Annotated in this window: 16 protein-coding genes and 1 pseudogene; 13 read left to right on the top strand and 4 right to left on the bottom strand. The window is 39.9% G+C overall.

The window, feature by feature from the left end; translation table 11 throughout:
• Positions 1-13 precede the first annotated feature (13 nt).
• From AC3A54_RS19965 to AC3A54_RS19950, 4 genes are all read left to right on the top strand, one after another.
• A complete protein-coding gene (locus AC3A54_RS19965; RefSeq protein WP_487655894.1) occupies positions 14-502 on the top strand; it encodes a DMT family transporter in 489 nt (162 codons plus the stop codon).
• Between the two features lie 65 nt (positions 503-567).
• Positions 568-1,392 carry a cupin domain-containing protein gene (locus tag AC3A54_RS19960; RefSeq protein ID WP_487655893.1) on the top strand — a complete coding sequence of 275 codons (825 nt, stop codon included), beginning with the start codon at positions 568-570 and terminating at the stop codon, positions 1,390-1,392.
• A gap of 183 nt (positions 1,393-1,575) precedes the next feature.
• Entirely contained in the window at positions 1,576-2,034 is a 459-nt protein-coding gene (locus AC3A54_RS19955) for a hypothetical protein (protein ID WP_487655892.1), read from the top strand.
• Between the two features lie 164 nt (positions 2,035-2,198).
• Positions 2,199-2,537, top strand: a complete 339-nt coding sequence (locus AC3A54_RS19950; protein WP_487655891.1) for a hypothetical protein — start codon at positions 2,199-2,201, stop codon at positions 2,535-2,537.
• Between the two features lie 131 nt (positions 2,538-2,668).
• Here the strand turns inward: AC3A54_RS19950 and AC3A54_RS19945 are convergent, their stop codons facing one another.
• The gene (locus tag AC3A54_RS19945) at positions 2,669-3,253 is read right to left on the bottom strand and encodes an HAD-IA family hydrolase (protein ID WP_487655890.1); all 585 of its coding nucleotides are present in this window, start codon (positions 3,251-3,253) and stop codon (positions 2,669-2,671) included.
• 103 nt (positions 3,254-3,356) lie between these two features.
• Here AC3A54_RS19945 and AC3A54_RS19940 point away from each other — a divergent pair, with 103 nt between their 5' ends.
• The 5 genes from AC3A54_RS19940 to AC3A54_RS19920 all read left to right on the top strand — a co-directional run bounded on the left by AC3A54_RS19940 (position 3,357) and on the right by AC3A54_RS19920 (position 7,720).
• A complete protein-coding gene (locus AC3A54_RS19940; protein ID WP_487655889.1) occupies positions 3,357-4,457 on the top strand; it encodes a DUF1835 domain-containing protein in 1,101 nt (366 codons plus the stop codon).
• Between the two features lie 31 nt (positions 4,458-4,488).
• Entirely contained in the window at positions 4,489-5,325 is an 837-nt protein-coding gene (locus AC3A54_RS19935; protein ID WP_487655888.1) for a lysophospholipase, read from the top strand.
• A gap of 97 nt (positions 5,326-5,422) precedes the next feature.
• The gene (locus tag AC3A54_RS19930) at positions 5,423-5,668 is read left to right on the top strand and encodes a DUF2164 domain-containing protein (protein ID WP_487655958.1); all 246 of its coding nucleotides are present in this window, start codon (positions 5,423-5,425) and stop codon (positions 5,666-5,668) included.
• Positions 5,669-6,143: 475 nt separating this feature from the next.
• A complete protein-coding gene (locus AC3A54_RS19925; RefSeq protein WP_487655887.1) occupies positions 6,144-6,698 on the top strand; it encodes an RNA polymerase sigma factor in 555 nt (184 codons plus the stop codon).
• Positions 6,695-7,720: a DUF4179 domain-containing protein gene (locus AC3A54_RS19920; RefSeq protein WP_487655886.1), complete on the top strand. Its 1,026-nt coding sequence runs from the start codon at positions 6,695-6,697 to the stop codon at positions 7,718-7,720. The genes AC3A54_RS19925 and AC3A54_RS19920 overlap by 4 nt, the downstream gene beginning before the upstream one ends.
• Positions 7,721-7,875: 155 nt before the next feature.
• Here the strand turns inward: AC3A54_RS19920 and AC3A54_RS19915 are convergent, their stop codons facing one another.
• Positions 7,876-8,211, bottom strand: coding sequence for a hypothetical protein (locus tag AC3A54_RS19915; protein ID WP_487655885.1), 336 nt, complete (start codon positions 8,209-8,211; stop codon positions 7,876-7,878).
• Positions 8,212-8,431: 220 nt separating this feature from the next.
• Here AC3A54_RS19915 and AC3A54_RS19910 point away from each other — a divergent pair, with 220 nt between their 5' ends.
• The 3 genes from AC3A54_RS19910 (at position 8,432) to AC3A54_RS19900 (ending at position 12,978) form a co-directional block, all read left to right on the top strand.
• Positions 8,432-9,001 carry a sigma-70 family RNA polymerase sigma factor gene (locus AC3A54_RS19910; protein WP_487655884.1) on the top strand — a complete coding sequence of 190 codons (570 nt, stop codon included), beginning with the start codon at positions 8,432-8,434 and terminating at the stop codon, positions 8,999-9,001.
• Positions 8,991-9,677, top strand: a complete 687-nt coding sequence (locus AC3A54_RS19905) for a hypothetical protein (RefSeq protein ID WP_487655883.1) — start codon at positions 8,991-8,993, stop codon at positions 9,675-9,677. Before AC3A54_RS19910 ends, AC3A54_RS19905 begins: the two co-directional genes overlap by 11 nt.
• Before the next feature lie 115 nt (positions 9,678-9,792).
• On the top strand, positions 9,793-12,978 hold the full coding sequence (locus AC3A54_RS19900; protein ID WP_487655882.1) for a DEAD/DEAH box helicase: 3,186 nt from the start codon (positions 9,793-9,795) through the stop codon (positions 12,976-12,978).
• A gap of 241 nt (positions 12,979-13,219) precedes the next feature.
• Here the strand turns inward: AC3A54_RS19900 and AC3A54_RS19895 are convergent, their stop codons facing one another.
• Complete coding sequence (locus tag AC3A54_RS19895) at positions 13,220-13,876, bottom strand: FusB/FusC family EF-G-binding protein (protein ID WP_487655881.1); 657 nt, start codon at positions 13,874-13,876, stop codon at positions 13,220-13,222.
• Between the two features lie 109 nt (positions 13,877-13,985).
• Positions 13,986-14,258, bottom strand: a complete 273-nt coding sequence (locus AC3A54_RS19890; RefSeq protein ID WP_487655880.1) for a CD3324 family protein — start codon at positions 14,256-14,258, stop codon at positions 13,986-13,988.
• A gap of 421 nt (positions 14,259-14,679) precedes the next feature.
• Here AC3A54_RS19890 and AC3A54_RS19885 point away from each other — a divergent pair.
• Positions 14,680-16,590 (top strand): annotated as a pseudogene (locus AC3A54_RS19885) (bifunctional 2',3'-cyclic-nucleotide 2'-phosphodiesterase/3'-nucleotidase); the annotation flags it as partial.
• Positions 16,591-16,823: the final 233 nt, after the last annotated feature.

The following is a 16,823-nucleotide window of genomic DNA, read 5'->3' as shown; positions in this document are numbered from 1 at the left end:
AGGGGAGTAGAGTATGATATTTGGACTATTATTCTCGCTGCTGGCGGGATCGTTGCTTAGCGTACAAAATATTTTTAACAGTAAGGTAAATGAACGCGCTGGATCATGGGCCACAACCACATTAGTATTAGGGCTAGGATTCCTCGCTTCCATGATTTTTGGGTTGATGTTTGAAGGAAAAGAATTATTTCATCTACAAAATATGAAGCTTTGGTATTGGTTCAGTGGCTTACTTGGGATAGGAGTGGTTACATTTATCGTTCAGGGCATGAAACACCTTGGACCAAGCTATGCTATCTCGATCGTCTTTGCCTCACAGCTTGCATTTGCTTTATTGTGGGACTCTCTCGGGTTATTAGGTTTAGAAAAAGTTCCATTTACTTTTAAGCAGTTAATTGGTGTGCTGGTTATTGTCGGTGGGGTTGTTGTTTTTAAATTTGGGGGTAGACGAGAAAGCCAAGTGCATGCTAAAAAAACGTTAGAGTTAACGAATAAAGTTTGAATCCAAGTACCTTCCCTTCACAAGTGCATAGGATAATTTTATAAACTGTGAAGGGATTGAGAAAAATGTACAATGTTCCCTATATGTATCCTTATCAATATCCTTATTATGCTAATGTACCAATGTATAACTATGGAAGGCAGTCTGTTTATACAACTTATCCTAATGGGGTAGTGCACGCTAACCGATTTGATTCATTTCGCTCTTCTAACGGTAATGGAAGTGTTCTATTAACAGATTATGGACCAAACCCATTTGTCGTTAACATCAATGAAGCATCGAAGCAAAACAATACGTATCGGACAGCCTTATGGACAGGGGCACATTATCAAGTTACTTTGATGAGCCTCAATGTTGGTGAAGATATCGGTTTGGAAATCCATCCAAATGTTGATCAATTCTTACGGATTGAACAAGGCCAGGGGATTGTTCAAATGGGCAAGAGTAAAGAGAATTTAAACTTTGAAAGAAATGTCTCTGATGATTCTGCGATAATGATACCTGCTGGAACATGGCATAATCTAACCAATACAGGTAATATTCCGCTAAAACTTTATTCAATATATGCTCCTCCTAACCATCCTTTTGGTACTGTTCATGGTACCAAAGCAGATGCCATGGCTGCGGAAGAAGGCAACAGTCACGGCAATGGAAATACTGAGGTTTTTGGAAGGACTCCAGATGAATGGATACAGTACACGGAATTTTTGGTGAAAGAAGGATTAGAGGATGTTAAAAGAGGAATAAATGCTACGCATATTCTTCAAGAATTTATTCTAATGGGAGTTCTGGTAGGGAAAGGGTATTCTCCTGAAAAAGCATACGAAACAGTAGAAGAATGGGAACGTTCAGGAAAATCCAAACTTCTTGTGCAAAGCAAAAATATGTAGTAGTAAAGTAAAATCATAAATGAACTCTTTCCCATTTCACTATGTCGGATAGAGAGGAAGGACTGCCGTAGGTGGCAGTTTTTCTTTTTTAAAAGATGTAAGGGCTATTTTTATTACAGTGAAAATAGAGAATGATTTCCAGACCGATAGGGAAAAGTAAGCTGAAAAGGGGGAAATGTGTTTATGCCTATGATCATTAGGATTCTTCAGCTTACTTTACCGTGGATTTCCATTATCTTTCTCCCGAAAAGGTCCTTTAAGAAGTATCTGCCAGTTTCTATTTTCGCTGCGATTCTAGTATCCGGCATGTGTTTGTTGGCAGGCCCATTAAAATGGTGGAATAGTGCGGGCGGGTGGAAAGCAAGATTCCTAAACGATTTCAGTTTTATTTTTGGACCTTTTTTTGTAGGAACGTTATGGATTTTTCATTTTACCTTTGGGAATATAAAACGATATTTTATAGCTAATTTGCTAATGGATTCACTTTTTTCTTTTCCATTAACGTATCTTTATCAAAAGGGAAAGCTGTTTAAATTAATTAAATTTAAGCCACTACATATATTCCTAACCTTTATTAGCTATTCTTTCATTATTTATGGATTTCAAATGTTGATACAGAAGAAAGTGGAAAAATGGAGATGACGTTACCTGTTCAGGTGGCGTTTTTTTATGACGATTGTTACCACGTCCCAAGTATTTGAAAAAGCCTAGTGTTAGTTGAAATTATAGGAGGATCCACAGATATAATAGGTTGGGAAATGTTATAATTTGGGCGAATAGGAATACGGGAAAGTGGGTTGGAGTTAATGAAGATCATAACGTTATGCGGTTCTACTAAATTTAAAGAGCAATTTGAAAAAGCAAATGCCTATCTGACACTGCAAGGGAACGTGGTGATTAGTCTAGGATTCTTTGAGCAAAGTGAAGGTATAGAAATAACACAGGAACAAGAAGAGCTATTTGCTACAATTCATTTTCGAAAAATTGATCTGGCGGATGAAATTTTTATTGTTGATGTTAATGGTTATATTGGTAGTAGTACTAGAAAAGAAATTGACTATGCGACAATCGCTGGGAAGACTGTTCGCTATTATTCTCAAAGTGAACTTGTAGCTCAAGAGCAAAGAGCAAGCACGGTAAGCTGAATAAATTTGTATTCTTAAAGATGGTGAAAAACTAATCAAACGTTTGATTAAAATCCTGGAGCCCTTGATACGAAAGGGTTCACGAAACTAATCAAACGTTTGATTAAAAAAAACCCCCTTGATCTATCTGATCAAAGGTTTTTTTTTAGCTGATTAAGAACGACTGGAATAAAATCAGCATAGCTGTCTATATGAAAATCAGCTTCAATGTCTTGGTTTTGAAAGGCTACGGTTTTAATGTTTAACTTCCTAGCCGGAATCAAATCTAAGTCACGGTCGCCCACAACTAAATCGATATGGTGACTTTTTAGTACATACTCATAAGAAGCACTATGAGGTTTCCTCGTAAATCCTTGCTCTTCAACCGAAACCACTTCTGTAAAATACTTTTTTAAATTGTACTTTTCAAGAAGAAAGATCGTCGACTCCTTATCCCGATGAGTAACAATAATATTATTTTCAATAGTAGAAAGGACCTCTGCTAACTGTTCAAAGGGAGTACTCTCATTTTTTGAATAATAGTTATGTAATCGAGTGTATTCCTCTCGTTGGCTCTCATCGATTCCATAATGTTTAAAGGCCGTTTTGGAATCTTTCTTTAACCATTTCAACACTTCCGTGCGGTCTAAATCTTGTTTGCTTAATTTGATGAACCCTTCTACCAGTGCTGGATAGGTATCAAAAAGTGTCCCGTCGAAATCCCAAAGTATGTTCATAAATACCCCTCTTTGTAAAAATGTTTTGTTTTTTAAAGACAGTAACATAGAATGAAAGAAAAAGGAATAATTTAGTCAGCTGAAAAACAAGAGGTGGATTGAGATGAAATCGAGAAATACCTATCCATACATCTATTTTTTTGAAGAGCCGAATGTGGTTTTTGTTTATGAAATTCAAGGAGATGACTATATAACTACTGCGGAATTGTCTCACCAAGGAGAATGGGAAACATACGAAATCACAGATAGTTTTGAGGAATTTAATCATGAAGAACATAGTCATCTTGAAGGTCGGGGGTATTTAATAAGCCAGAGTCATGTAAACTTCATGGCAGGAAAAATAAATGAACTCATTCGAAAACAAAGAAAAGGTGTCTATTCCCTTGAGAAAAATGGCCCAGTACATCTGGTTTCTTCTGCATCCACTGCTGGGGCTTTAAAGGTGGGGCTAGAGCGGCCAAAAACGGTGATACCCTTTCAGGATTATTTTTCTATCGGGCCAGTATGGAAGCTGGATAAAAAGAGTGGACAAGCTTATCGACATGAATGGATGAATGACAATATTAACTTAGAGCAGGATGAGTATGAACTAGAAAATAATTTTACTAAGGCGATGCTAGAAATAGAGGATATACCGGAGGGTGTCCCTATTTACATTTGGACTGCCAACAATGGAAACGAACAAACAGGCCTCCGTTTTATTCTTCATTTATTGAGGAACAAAACAAATGAAGTTTTTGTTCTAAATTCCACAGCCCTTTTTGAACAATGGATGGGCGACAAAGATGAGCGGTTATATTCGAGTATACTACACCCAAATGAGTTAAGACTCATATTTGAAAAAACTAAATCCGCCAACCCATTAACTCGAGAGGAACGGATGATTTTAAAGAAAGAATGGGAAATACTTGTGCAATCAAAAGAAGTATTGCGTTTATGGAAAAATGGGAAAGTAACCAGCGTGCCAGATGACTATTTTGATGATCTTATCATTGAAGTAATTGGTGAATTACATAAGAAGCAAAAAAAGAAAGATTTTATTCGTACGGGGAGAGTAATAGGTGAAGCACTTTACCGGATGGAAGAAATCGTGGGTGACTTTTATTTAGAATATAGAATTAGACATCTAATCTATAATGGAGTTCTTGAAATAAAAGGGGTACCAAGATCCATGAGGCATTATAGCGTTAAATTACCAGATTGAGTGAAAATAGAGGTCAAAGGCGGGAGCGCGGATGAAAAAAGAGGGGAAATTTAAAGGTGTCAACGGAGCGGAATTATTTTATCAAGTTCTGTATCCAAAGGTTGCAGCTCCAAAAGCGGCTGTTATTTTAGTACATGGTCATGGGGATCATAGTGGCGGTTTGCAAAACCTTAGTAACAGCCTAGTGAGTCAGGATTATTTAGTGTATGGATTTGATTTGCGTGGACATGGGAAAAGTACGGGTAAAAGGGGATATATCAAAGAGTGGGATGAATATAGGAATGATTTACATGAATTTCGAAAGCTGGTAGCCTCTGAGGTGCCTGCCCTGCCACTCTTCATTGTGGGGCATAGCATTGGTGGAGTGATTGTCCTTGATTATACATTGGATTATGGTGAAGGACTGGCAGGAATGGTAGCCATTTCTCCAGCTATTTCATATGAGGTTACGCCTTCAGAGAGAATTCTTATAACGTTAATGGGGAAACTTAAACCGGATTATAGTATCGTCAAGACGGGTAACCCGCAAATATTAACGAAGGATCCTGAGGAACTTGATAGACTAGCCGCGGATGAGTTACGCCATGATGTGGTCACACCTGGGTTGGGACGTGGTCTAATGCGAACAGTGGCTCGGCTAGCGAATGAGGCAAAATCTATTAGACTGCCTATTTTATTACAGTTTGGACTGGAAGATGAGCTAACGCCTCCTGCGAAGCTTCACCATTTCTTTGATACCGTTTCTTCTCCAAACAAACAGAAATATGAATACCCTCAAATGAGACACAGGCCGTTTGATGATTTAGAGCGGGAACAATTTTTTGAGGATATGATTCATTGGTTAGATGAGCAGGTTGAAAATCTATAACGAGTGGTTGACACAAACTTTTGTAAAAATATAGCCTATAAATTTCATATTTTCACAGGTATAGTGACAGTATTGAAACTGTAAGGAGTGGGCTATGATGTTTTTTAAATTAACAAAAGAGCAACAACAGGAAATGATCTCTGACATTCAATCTTTCTTTTCTAATGAGAGAGACGAAGAACTTTCTGAATTTGCGGCAGAAAGAGTGTTAGATTTTGTGAAGGAGACACTTGCGCCACATTTCTATAATGCAGCCGTTTTAGATGTAAAACGAGTGGTGGAGGAGCGGTATGCGTCTCTTGAAGATGAGATTTTAACGTTGGAACGACCAATAAAGAGATAGTATTGTTTACTTAAGCAGGGCGTGTAGCTCTGCTTTTTATTTTTATAGGTAATTTTTAATGAAGTGGAAGATAATTTCTATCTTTTGTAGAATTCCTCCTTGAATTTGTAGAATAAGTTGAAATTTTGTAGAATTCTCTCTCGATTTTGTAGAATAACTCTGGGAATCAGTCCTATCGAAGTGAAATTGGAAGTTTGTTTCCAAGTTTTGTAGAATCCTACCCCGATTTTGTAGAATAAATTAAAATTTTGTAGAATTCCTCCCCTATTTTGTAGAATTATATTGCTCAATATATGGAATATCCTTCTAAATCTCCTCTATTACTCTCTATTTGTGAGAGGACTACTTTTTCCAAAACGAATAGATGAAGGACATGGGTACTTTTTTTATTTTTTTTCAAAAAGATGCAACCTAAATGGCGTCACGGTCGCCTAAAAGGTATTAACAATGCAATAAGGAAGGAGGTGCTTCTATCATGGAACAGAAAAAACTGATTGAGCGGATCCAGGTTGGAGAGGACTCAGCGTTTGCTGAACTCATTCATCCGTTGATTGAAAAAGGATATCGTACCAGTTATTCGATTCTGCGCTCGAAGGAACAGGCAGAAGAGGTCGTGCAAAACGCAATGATTGAAGCGTACAGAAACATTATGAGCGGGAAGGAAATCCATTTTTTCCATACATGGTTTTATAAACTTGTCTCTCACCGGTCTATTGATGTATTGAGAAAGAATGGAAGATTGAGGGAAGCTGCGATTGAAATAGAATACCTGCGTGATGAGCAGGGTGTGGTGGATAGCGTGATAAAAGAGGAAACAGAAAATGAGATTAAAAAGGGCATATCGTCTCTGGAGAACAGGGATTACCGAAATGTTCTTCTTCTTTATTATTATCAAGAACTTACCATTCAGGAAGTGTCTGATCTACTTGGAATCAATAGTTCCACAGTAAAATCCCAACTGCGAAGGGCACGGAATGCCTTGAAAAAAAGATTACTAGAAAATCAAATGATAGGGGTGAATTCACAATGATGGATGAGTTATTGAAGACAGAAATTGAGGAAGATATGGAAAAAATTCAGGTTCCTGCTTCCCTTTATGATTTTGCTAAGAATATCAAGGAGGAATCGAAGGTGACAAACGTTCAAGAAATCCCAGTTGTGAAAAAGAAACGCAATAGGAAATTCCAGTTTGCTGCAGCAGTCGTGGGTCTAGGTATCTTGACTGGTTCTGCCTTCCTAAATCCATCGATAGCGGAAATGGCTTCGAAGATTCCGTATTTGGGGCAGGTGTTCCAAACAAAACCGGCTTACGAGCTCATCCATGATGCTTTGGAGAAGGAGGGATATAAGAATCTATCTCTTGGCATGACCCCAGGTGAAAAGGTATTGTTTGAGATTCGATTGGAAGGGTCTGAAAAGGATGCGGACAGGGAAAGGGGAAAAATTACAGGGATTGTTGAGGATATTCTGAAGAGTAAAGGATACGATTCGTACGAAATCAAAGTGTCTTCGTTTATTCCAGAAGTTGTAGAAGAGACGGAAGAAGAGAAGCAGATGACACAGCTTGGATTGAAACTGGAAGAAGGTCTAAAAAGCTCGGGTTATGACATTATTACTGTGAACCCGTATAACTCGAAAATAGAGATAAGTATCCCGTTGACAGAGAAGCGTGTTGATGAAATCCAGAAGGCCACGCTTGAGCTTGCGAAAGCCAATGGATCAGATAAAGAGGTTCAAATGGACGTGGTAGATGTAGAGAACAACAAGCGTGAGGGTATGTGGATGGATTATCTGAGAAGTATTCACGAAGGCCTTGCCTTGAAGAAGGAGTACAAAGTCTCCGGGTATGCTTATTCGTATAGGCCTGAAAAGATGAAGATTGTAATTAAAACTAGTATGACTGCTTCGGATGAAGGGGCGAAAGAGACGGTTGGAAAAATACGTGACGAGATAAAGGCGTTCCTTGATAGTGAAGACGTGAAGGTGAAGGTAGGAAACCAGCCGTATGAGGTCATTGTCCGCGATAAGAGTGGGAAGGATTTTCCTTACTAGATAACATAATTGTCTGTGGTACAGTAAAACCTCCTTCTAACTGAAGGGGGTTTTATAATCTAAGTTAAAATTGAACTATGCTATAAGAGTGATCAATAAACCTGTCTGAAAAAACTAATCAAACGTTTGATTAGTTTTTCCAGGCTCGGGATAGGTCACATTCTATTTCTCAATTTTTTTAGAATAAAGCAGCTCCCATCCTCAGCAAAATAAAGAGATTCTCCATGATCCACATTAAAATCTACATTCTTTTTGTCATAAATCAATTGGGCGACTTTTTCATATTGTTCCATAAGTTCGTGGGGAGGATTAAAAATAATAGCCTGACTACTATTTGTAGTAACAAAGCCTTTGGGGTTGTATTTTCTTTCGGGCTTCAATTCAGCTTTCCACTGGCCATCCAAAAGTAATGAAGTCGCAATGGTCTTTGTTTTTCTGTTTTGAATCGACCAAACCTTTCTGCAATTACATCGATGTATTTTGTACTTCATTGACAGATACCTACTTTCATAGTTCATTAGAAAAATTAACGGTCATAGGCATTTTATTCATGGATGGAAAGAATTATTTATGGACAACCAACAGAATCGCCACAATCACTCGTAAACCCGAAAACCTATAAATTTTAATTTTTTGAAAAAAATTGAATAAAAAAACGGCAAATGATCGTCTATATAATCAGGACAGAAAGTATAGAAACGGGGAGACCCAATGAAGATAAATAAACCGAAGCAGCCTGCTCCTATTGATGTATCGAGCATTAATAAGGAAGCTATGCTGGAGGAACTAGTGGAAACATTGGGAAGCAAGATCCTAAAGCTTGCGTTTACATATGTTAAGGATCAGAAGATAGCAGAGGATCTCACGCAAGAAGCATTCTTGAAGTGTTTTAAGAACTGGGATCACTTTCGTGGAGAATCCTCTTTGAAAACATGGGTTTATTCCATAACCATCAACCTTTGTAAGGATTATTTGAAGAGTTGGTCTTTTAGGAATTTGCTTTATTTAGATTTTGCTCCTAAGCAAACAACAGTGAAGGACAGTGTGTTAGATCAAGTTTTAGAAAGATCGCAAAAAAAGGAATTAGCTGCAGTTGTACTCAATTTGCCAGTCAAGTACAGAGAAGTTATCATTCTTTTTTATTATGAAAATTATCGGGTAGATGAAATCTCCTCTCTATTACAATTAAGTGAAAACACAATCCGGACACGCTTAAGAAGGGCAAAAGAGCTTTTACAAAAGAAGGTTCGAACAGAAGCGAGGGATGAAGATGGAAGATGAACTTCGTTCATTAAAGGAATGTCTCGATGATACCTATTTTAAGGATCTAGAGCTTTCCAAGAGCATAAAGAAGAAAATAATTAAGGAATCTAAAAAATCTTCCTGTGCATCTCAACACATCCAAAAATTTAAATATGCAGCTAGTTTGGTCATTGCGGTGGGCTGCCTTTTACTTCTTGTACAAAGTTTTATCCCAGAACCAAAAAACAATCAAGCCAGCCTTTCGACCGTTCGACAACAGCAGGTGGCGTTAATCCATTTTCAAAATGATATTATCAAGCTCGTTAGTAAACAAAAGCAATCTGAAACGGCCTTTTTAACAGCAATAGCAGAAGGAAAACCCAAAGAAGAAATTGAGCCGAATCGAGTGGAAAGTATGAAGCAAGGGGAGGAGATTATCGCAGATCTCAAACGTATGTCAATTCCTTCAGAGCTTTCCCCCTATCAAGAAATCATTAAAAAAAGCCTTGAGGAGTTAGAAACGGGATTTGAACTGAAGAACAATTATTTCAAAGACTTGACCCCGGATACTTACCAAGGATTTTCAATAGATTATGAGTATGTGAATAAGCTGATCCTGTTCGAACGAACGATGGGAAGAGTATATGAAGAAGTGGAATTAAAACCAGTAAGCTATATCATGTACTTTAATTTAAGAGATTACAGAGAAGAGTAGTGAGAAGGGGACAGTCCCCCGGCGCTTTAGCGCAGTGGGGGACTGTCCCCTTCTTTTGTTTGTTTGTGTTACAATCGTACTATTGAATCTGAACCTCATGAGGAGGGGAAAGCACGTGAATATACCTTTAAATCATAAACTCATCAAAGAAATGTGTGGCACTGTCTCCTTCAAACGAGGGGATTATTTTTATCGGACGGACAGAGTGATCTTTGAGGTCTATGAACCTGAACGTTGCCATGCGACGGTAACCGCTGATGAAGCTTTTCATGTGGTGATTGAAACAGGTACGGATGGAAAACTACAGACGGAATGCAGCTGCCCGAAGCTTGCGTCTTTTAATAAGGATTGCCAGCATATTGCCGCTGTTTTATTGGCGATTTACGAGCATCAGCGTCAGGGCAAGATTCCGAATATAAATAGCACAAACGGTCTAACAGAAGGCTTATTCACCCTTTTCTCAGCTCGGCCTGTGCGCTCAAGTGGTCATCAGACCCATTTTGAAACGAGGAAGGTTCTTGAGGTGGAGTTTATCTGCCGCCCAGTCGATCTTGGTGGTGGGCATCACCTCTTTGGAATCGAAATGGCGGTCGAGTCGACTAGCGTTACAGATATTCGTGCCTTTCTAGAACAAGTAGGAATAGGCAGATCAGCCTCCCTTTCTCATCACTTTACGTATGACCCTAGTCAGCATTGTTTTTCAAAAGAAACCGATGCCGCCATTCAGCAACTCATTCAAGTACTTCGTGATGAACAGATTTATATGAACAGGGTGCCTGACACCACTGAGAATCAAATATTACCAATTCCCTCCTCGGCCTGGGAACAGATGCAGCCATTACTAATAAAGGCGCCTCAGGTCAAGCTTGTGTATGGAGGGCAAACCTTTGAAGGATTTCATGTAACGCATGAATTGGCGCCCTTGCAGTTTCAGTTTACAGAAACAAATGCAAATGGATTTCAATTATATATTAAAGGCTTCGAACAGGTGCTAGTCTTAGATGCCTATCATTCCGTTTTATATGAAGGGAAAATCAAACAGTTAGAGGCGCAAGACTGCAAGCGTCTTACCGAGCTAAAACAAATGCTTGCTACCACAGGAATGGAGCAAATTTCTATTCCGCAGGGCAAGATTTCGTTTTTCCTTGAAAAGGTGGCCCCAGGGCTAAAAAAGCTAGGACAAGTGACAATCGCTGAATCGATTAGGAAGCAGGTCATGAGTACCCCATTGGTGGCTAAACTCTACTTGGACCGCGTAAGTAATCGCCTTCTTGCGGGCTTGGAGTTTCACTATGAACATATGATGATTAACCCACTGGAAAAGAGAGAGCTGCCAGCTGACAACCTGATAGTAAGAGAGGTAGAGAAGGAAGAAGAGATTCTACAGCTCATGAGAGATAGTGAATTCGCTACGACGGATGGGGGTTACTTTTTGCATAATGAGGAGCTGGAGTATGAGTTTCTTGTTCATATGCTTCCAAAACTCCAAAAACTGGTGCGAATTTATGCAACGACAGCTGTTAGAAATCGGATTTTCAGAGGGACAACCCATCCGCAAATAAGGGTGAAGGTCAAAAAAGAACGGACGAATTGGCTGGAATTCAAATTTGAAATGGACGGTGTATCCGAACATCAAATTCGCGAGGTATTAGCCGCGTTGGAGGAAAAACGGAAATATTACCGTTTGCCGAATGGCGCTCTTTTTTCATTAGAATCAAGAGAAATGAATGAGATCCAACGATTTATTCAGTCCCCTCAAATGAAGGATAAAGATTTGGCTTCGGGATTGGAGTTACCGGTCGAGCAGAGTCTGCAGCTTCTTGATGTGGTGGAGGTTAGTGATGCGTTTAAGCTGGAGGAATCCTTCCGCCAGTTCCTTGACCACCTCATGAACCCGGGACAGCTTGAGTTTGAAGTGCCAACTAGTTTAGCGCACATTCTGAAGGATTATCAAAAGCTCGGATATAAATGGATGAAAACACTGGCACACTATGGATTCGGTGGGATTTTAGCAGATGATATGGGACTTGGAAAAACTATTCAAAGTTTGGCGTATATCCTGTCCGAGCAGCCTGCGATTCGTAAGAGTAAGGAGCCGGTTCTGATTGTCTGTCCTGCTTCCTTAACCTATAACTGGCTGAGCGAGGTTAGGAAATTTGCTCCCGAGTTAGACGCCATTGTGATTGATGGTGATAAAACGGAGAGGACCAAGCGGCTAAAAAAAGTGACGGAAGTGGATGTGATGATCATCTCCTACCCGTTATTGCGTCGTGAAATTGGCTGGTTAGAGAAACAGACTTTTCACGCCTTGTTTTTTGATGAGGCTCAAGCCTTTAAAAATCCATTAACACAAACAGCCCGAGCGGCTAAGAAGCTGAAATCACGTCATCGCTTTGCACTAACAGGTACTCCGGTTGAAAACTCACTCGAAGAGCTGTGGTCCATTTTTCATGTGGCTTTTCCGGAGCTGTTCCTAGGATTAAAGGAATATAGTAAGCTTTCTAGAAAAGCGATTGCCCGAAGAATCCGGCCATTTCTCTTGAGGCGCTTAAAGGAAGATGTTCTTGCAGAGCTTCCTGAAAAAATGGAGTCTCGGGAATCAGTGGAGTTGTATCCTGAACAAAAGAGGCTATATGCTGCTTATCTAGCGAAACTAAGGCACGATACGTTGAAGCATCTTGATAGGGACACGATTCGGAAAAATCGTATTAAAATATTGGCTGGATTAACGCGGTTGCGGCAGCTTTGTTGTCACCCTGGATTGTTTGTAGATGGCTATAAAGGTGGGTCGGCCAAGCTGGATCAGCTGTTGAGAATTGTTGATGAGTCCAAGTTGTCCGGTAGAAGAGTGCTCATCTTTTCGCAGTTTACCAAAATGCTTGATCTGATAGGCAGAAGGTTGCAAGCGAAGGGAATGCCATTCTTTTACCTGGACGGACAAACGCCGCCAGAAGAACGAGTAGAGATCTGCGACCGATTTAATCAGGGGGAGAGGGATTTATTTTTGATTTCCTTGAAGGCTGGAGGGACAGGCCTTAACCTTATGAGTGCCGATACGGTGATTCTATATGACACATGGTGGAATCCTGCTGTTGAGGAGCAAGCGGCGGACCGTGCGCATCGGATGGGCCAGAAAAATGTCGTCCAGGTCATTAAGCTCGTGGCACGCGGCACCATCGAGGAAAAAATGAACGAGTTGCAGGATAAGAAAAGAGACTTGATCGATGAAGTGATTGATTCGGATGAAAAAGTGATGGCCACTCTTACAGAAGAGGACATTAGGGAGATCCTGATGATATAAAAGTGGGGTAACTGTCGTATAAGTACGGGTAACTGTCGGATAGGTGAAGATAACTGTCGTATAAGGATGATTTACTGTTGGATAGGGTGGTTACTGTCGGATAAGAGAAGTTAACTGTCGGATAAGCATTGGTAACTGTCGCATAAGTAAAGTTAACTGTCGTATGAGCAAACTGCACCGCCAGCAGACACCCCATTATAAGCAGCACAAAAAAAGAACCTTGCCCCCAAGGTTCTTTTTTCTAGGCATGTTTCCTAAGCGACTCCTCTAAAAACGAAGCTAAATAGTCAACGTTTGTGATCTTTTTATTACACTCAGCGCTGTCGAGGCAGATATAGTTCCCAATGGCTTTGTAGTAGTCTGGATTATTCGACATTTTAGCTTTAGTGATTGTGGAAATAAAGGCCACTTTCCCAAAGCGATTACAGAATGAGCAGATATTGTCCTTATTTATAATAGAGTATTTACATTCTATCCCCAGCATTTTCTCATCGTGCTCATAGATAATAAACTTTTTGTTGGTGCTGATATCCGTCCAGCTTAGGTAGGTCATTTTCTCGAAATCGATTGCCGATAAATTGGGTACCTTTAATTTCTTCGCTTTTGGAAACATCTTTTTCACTTGCTGCTCGTTCACCTTGGGGAAGGGGATTAAGAAGCTAGCTAACTCTTGAACATATTGTTCAAGCTCCGAATCCGTTTTCCATTTCAAAAGATCCAGTCTTTCTAGTTGTTCCTTTGTAACTAGTGGAAAAAGGTCAAGAATTTGAGCGTTGGCTAATTCCCTGACTGCCTTAATAACACTTGGGTCAGAGTTCTTTCGGTAACTATCCTTGGTCAAAGCTACTTGCCGTTTTATAAAATTATATTGTTCATTCTTTATGAATTTTTCTTTCATTGTTCGTCACCTCGTTCTACTTTATTTTATAAAAAGTAACCCATAAATAAAATGTAGAAGATGAATTAGAAACAAACTATACATACGAAAACACTGATGGACCAAGCCATCAGTGTTTTTTATTGGAATAAACTATTTTTTTAATCGTTTCGATGGATAAGAAATACTCATCCGCTAACTGGTCAATGCTTTTTCCATTAGTAAAAGCATATTTAATTGAGACATTTCGTTCATCAATGGACTTTCTTGCCCCAGAAGAACTTCCCCATTTCCGGTAGGTTTTCTCAGGTTTTGGAATATAAAGGGTTTCCCCTTGAACGTATTTCTGAATTTCTGCAATCAGCTTTTCAGGTAAAATGTTGCTTGCGTTTACATACTTCATACTTTGCCAGCCCCTTATTTGTTTTAGAAAAATAAGGTGCAAAGCCGCATATCAGAAAATGAAATAATAGCTTACCTGGGCGATTTGTTAAATAAATGTCCGCCCCATGCAAAGTATCGCCTTTCCAATACTTGGCTTTGCATGAGTTGTTGGAGTCCCTGGTAATCTATAGTGATTTCCCAAGACTCATCACCTCCTAAAACACATAAGGTTTTGTTCCTACCTTATTTTGGTAAGGGAATACATACTATTATAAATGAATTTTAACCTAAGTGACTAGGTTGAATTTTTACCAGAACAAATTTTTGTGAAAGTCACCATCATAATCTCGTCGCTTGCTGCAAATACTATCCTCGTTTGTATGATTTTAGCAAGGGAGGCTTCTTGATTGATTAAATCCATTAACATCTTTCTAGTTTCAATGCTTGTCATTATTGGACAGTTGCTGCCAAATCGTGCTTATGCACAAAAGCCAGAAAGCACTGTTCAGTTGCGCTTACTAGGAACGACCGATCTCCATGTTTTTTTAGCTAATTATGATTATTATCAGACAAAGCAAGACGACAAAGTGGGTTTGGTGAAAACCGCTACCCTCATCAAACAAGCACGAAATGAAGTGAAGAATTCGATGCTGTTTGATAATGGGGACGAGATTCAAGGAAATCCATTAGGTGATTATGTGGCCAAAGTAAAGGGGTTAAAGAAGGGCGAGGTGCATCCAGTTTACCGCCTATTTAACCTTTTAGGCTACGACGCTACTACAGTAGGCAACCACGAATTTAATTACGGTTTGGACTACCTCAATGAAACACTAAATGATGCCAAAATGCCTCTTGTAAACGCCAATGTGGTGAAGGCAGGCACGAATGAACCCTATTTTGAACCATACGTTATTATTAATAAAACGCTTGTAGATGCACAAGGGAAAAAGCAAACAATAAAGGTAGGGGTAATTGGCTTTGTTCCACCACAGATTATGGAATGGGATAAAGCGAATTTAGAAGGAAAAGTAGAGGTAAAATCTATTGTAGAAACCGCGAAAAAGTATATTCCGATGATGAAAAAGAAGGGGGCAGACGTTATTGTCGCTCTTGCTCATATGGGAATAAGCGGTGAGCCATATCAGGCAGGCATGGAGAACGCAGCCTACTATTTAACCGACATCAAGGATATTGATGCGATTTTTACCGGGCATCAGCATAATGTTTTCCCTGGACCTCTTTATAAGGATCTTCAGAATGTGAATTTGGAAAAAGGAACGATCAATGGGAAGCCGGTGGTGATGCCAGGAGCTTTCGGCAGTCATCTGGGGGTGATTGACCTCCAACTTGAGAAACAGCGTGGAAAGTGGAATGTGGTTGATGGGAAAGCGAGTGTACGGCCTATTGTTGACGCATCGGGTAAATCCATTGTCGAAACAGACGAGCAACTCATGCAAGCAATCTTGCCAGAGCACGAGGGCACGATTAAGTATGTGAATCAGCCTGTTGGAGAAACAACCGCTCCAATTTATAGTTATTTTGCGCTGGTTCAGGATGATCCTTCTGTACAAATCGTGAATAATGCACAAACAGAATATCTGGCAGAGAAACTAAAAGATCCAGCGTACAGTAAGTATGCAGGTATCCCTATTCTCTCTGCAGCGGCACCGTTTAAAGCAGGCGGCCGTAACGGCCCTCAATATTACACAGACATTCCTGCGGGTACATTGGCCATAAAAAATGTCGCTGATTTGTATTTGTATCCGAATACGCTTCAAGCGAAATTAGTAACTGGCGCTCAGCTCAAAGAATGGTTGGAAATGAGTGCAGGCCAATTTAATCAGATTGACCCATCTAATACTGGTGAGCGGCCATTGATTAATCCGAATTTCCAATCCTTTAATTTTGATGTAATTGATGGAGTGCAATATCAAATCGATGTGACGAAGCCGGCTAAATATGACTCTAATGGTAATGTCATTAATCCGGGCACGGGTCGAGTTGTTAATCTAACCTTTCAAGGGAAGCCTGTTGCAGCAGACCAGCAGTTTATTGTTGCAACGAATAACTACAGGGCATCTAGCGCGACCTTCCCTGGAGCCAGTCAGGGTGAAATTGTGTTAAAGTCGCCTGATGAAAATCGTCAAATTATCACGAACTATATCCAAGAAAAGAAAACCATTAATCCAACCGCAGACCAAAACTGGTCCTTTGCTAAGTTCAAAGGTTCAGTGGTTCCGGTGTTTGATTCTTCACCAAATGCGCAAAAATACCTTGGCCAGTTCCCGACGATTAAGTATATCGGACCGTCGGCTGGTGGATTTGCGAAGTATTCTATTGATTTAACTGAATAACTGGGGGCCCCGTAGGCCTTGTAAGGAAAGCTGTCCCGAGATGATTGGGCAGCTTTTTTGTTTGGGGTTAGATGAAGGACAAAAAGCAAGAAGGAGAGCCAGGATTTGTCCTTCATAGCTTGGATGAAGGACAAAAAGCAAGGAGGAGGGCCAGGATTTGTCCTTCATAGCTTGGATGAAGGACAAAAAGCAAGGAGGAGGGCCAGGATTTGTCCTTCATAGCTTGGATG

Source organism: Neobacillus sp. Soil_C_43, from assembly GCF_057656715.1.
This window is presented reverse-complemented; position numbering and strand designations above follow the sequence as displayed.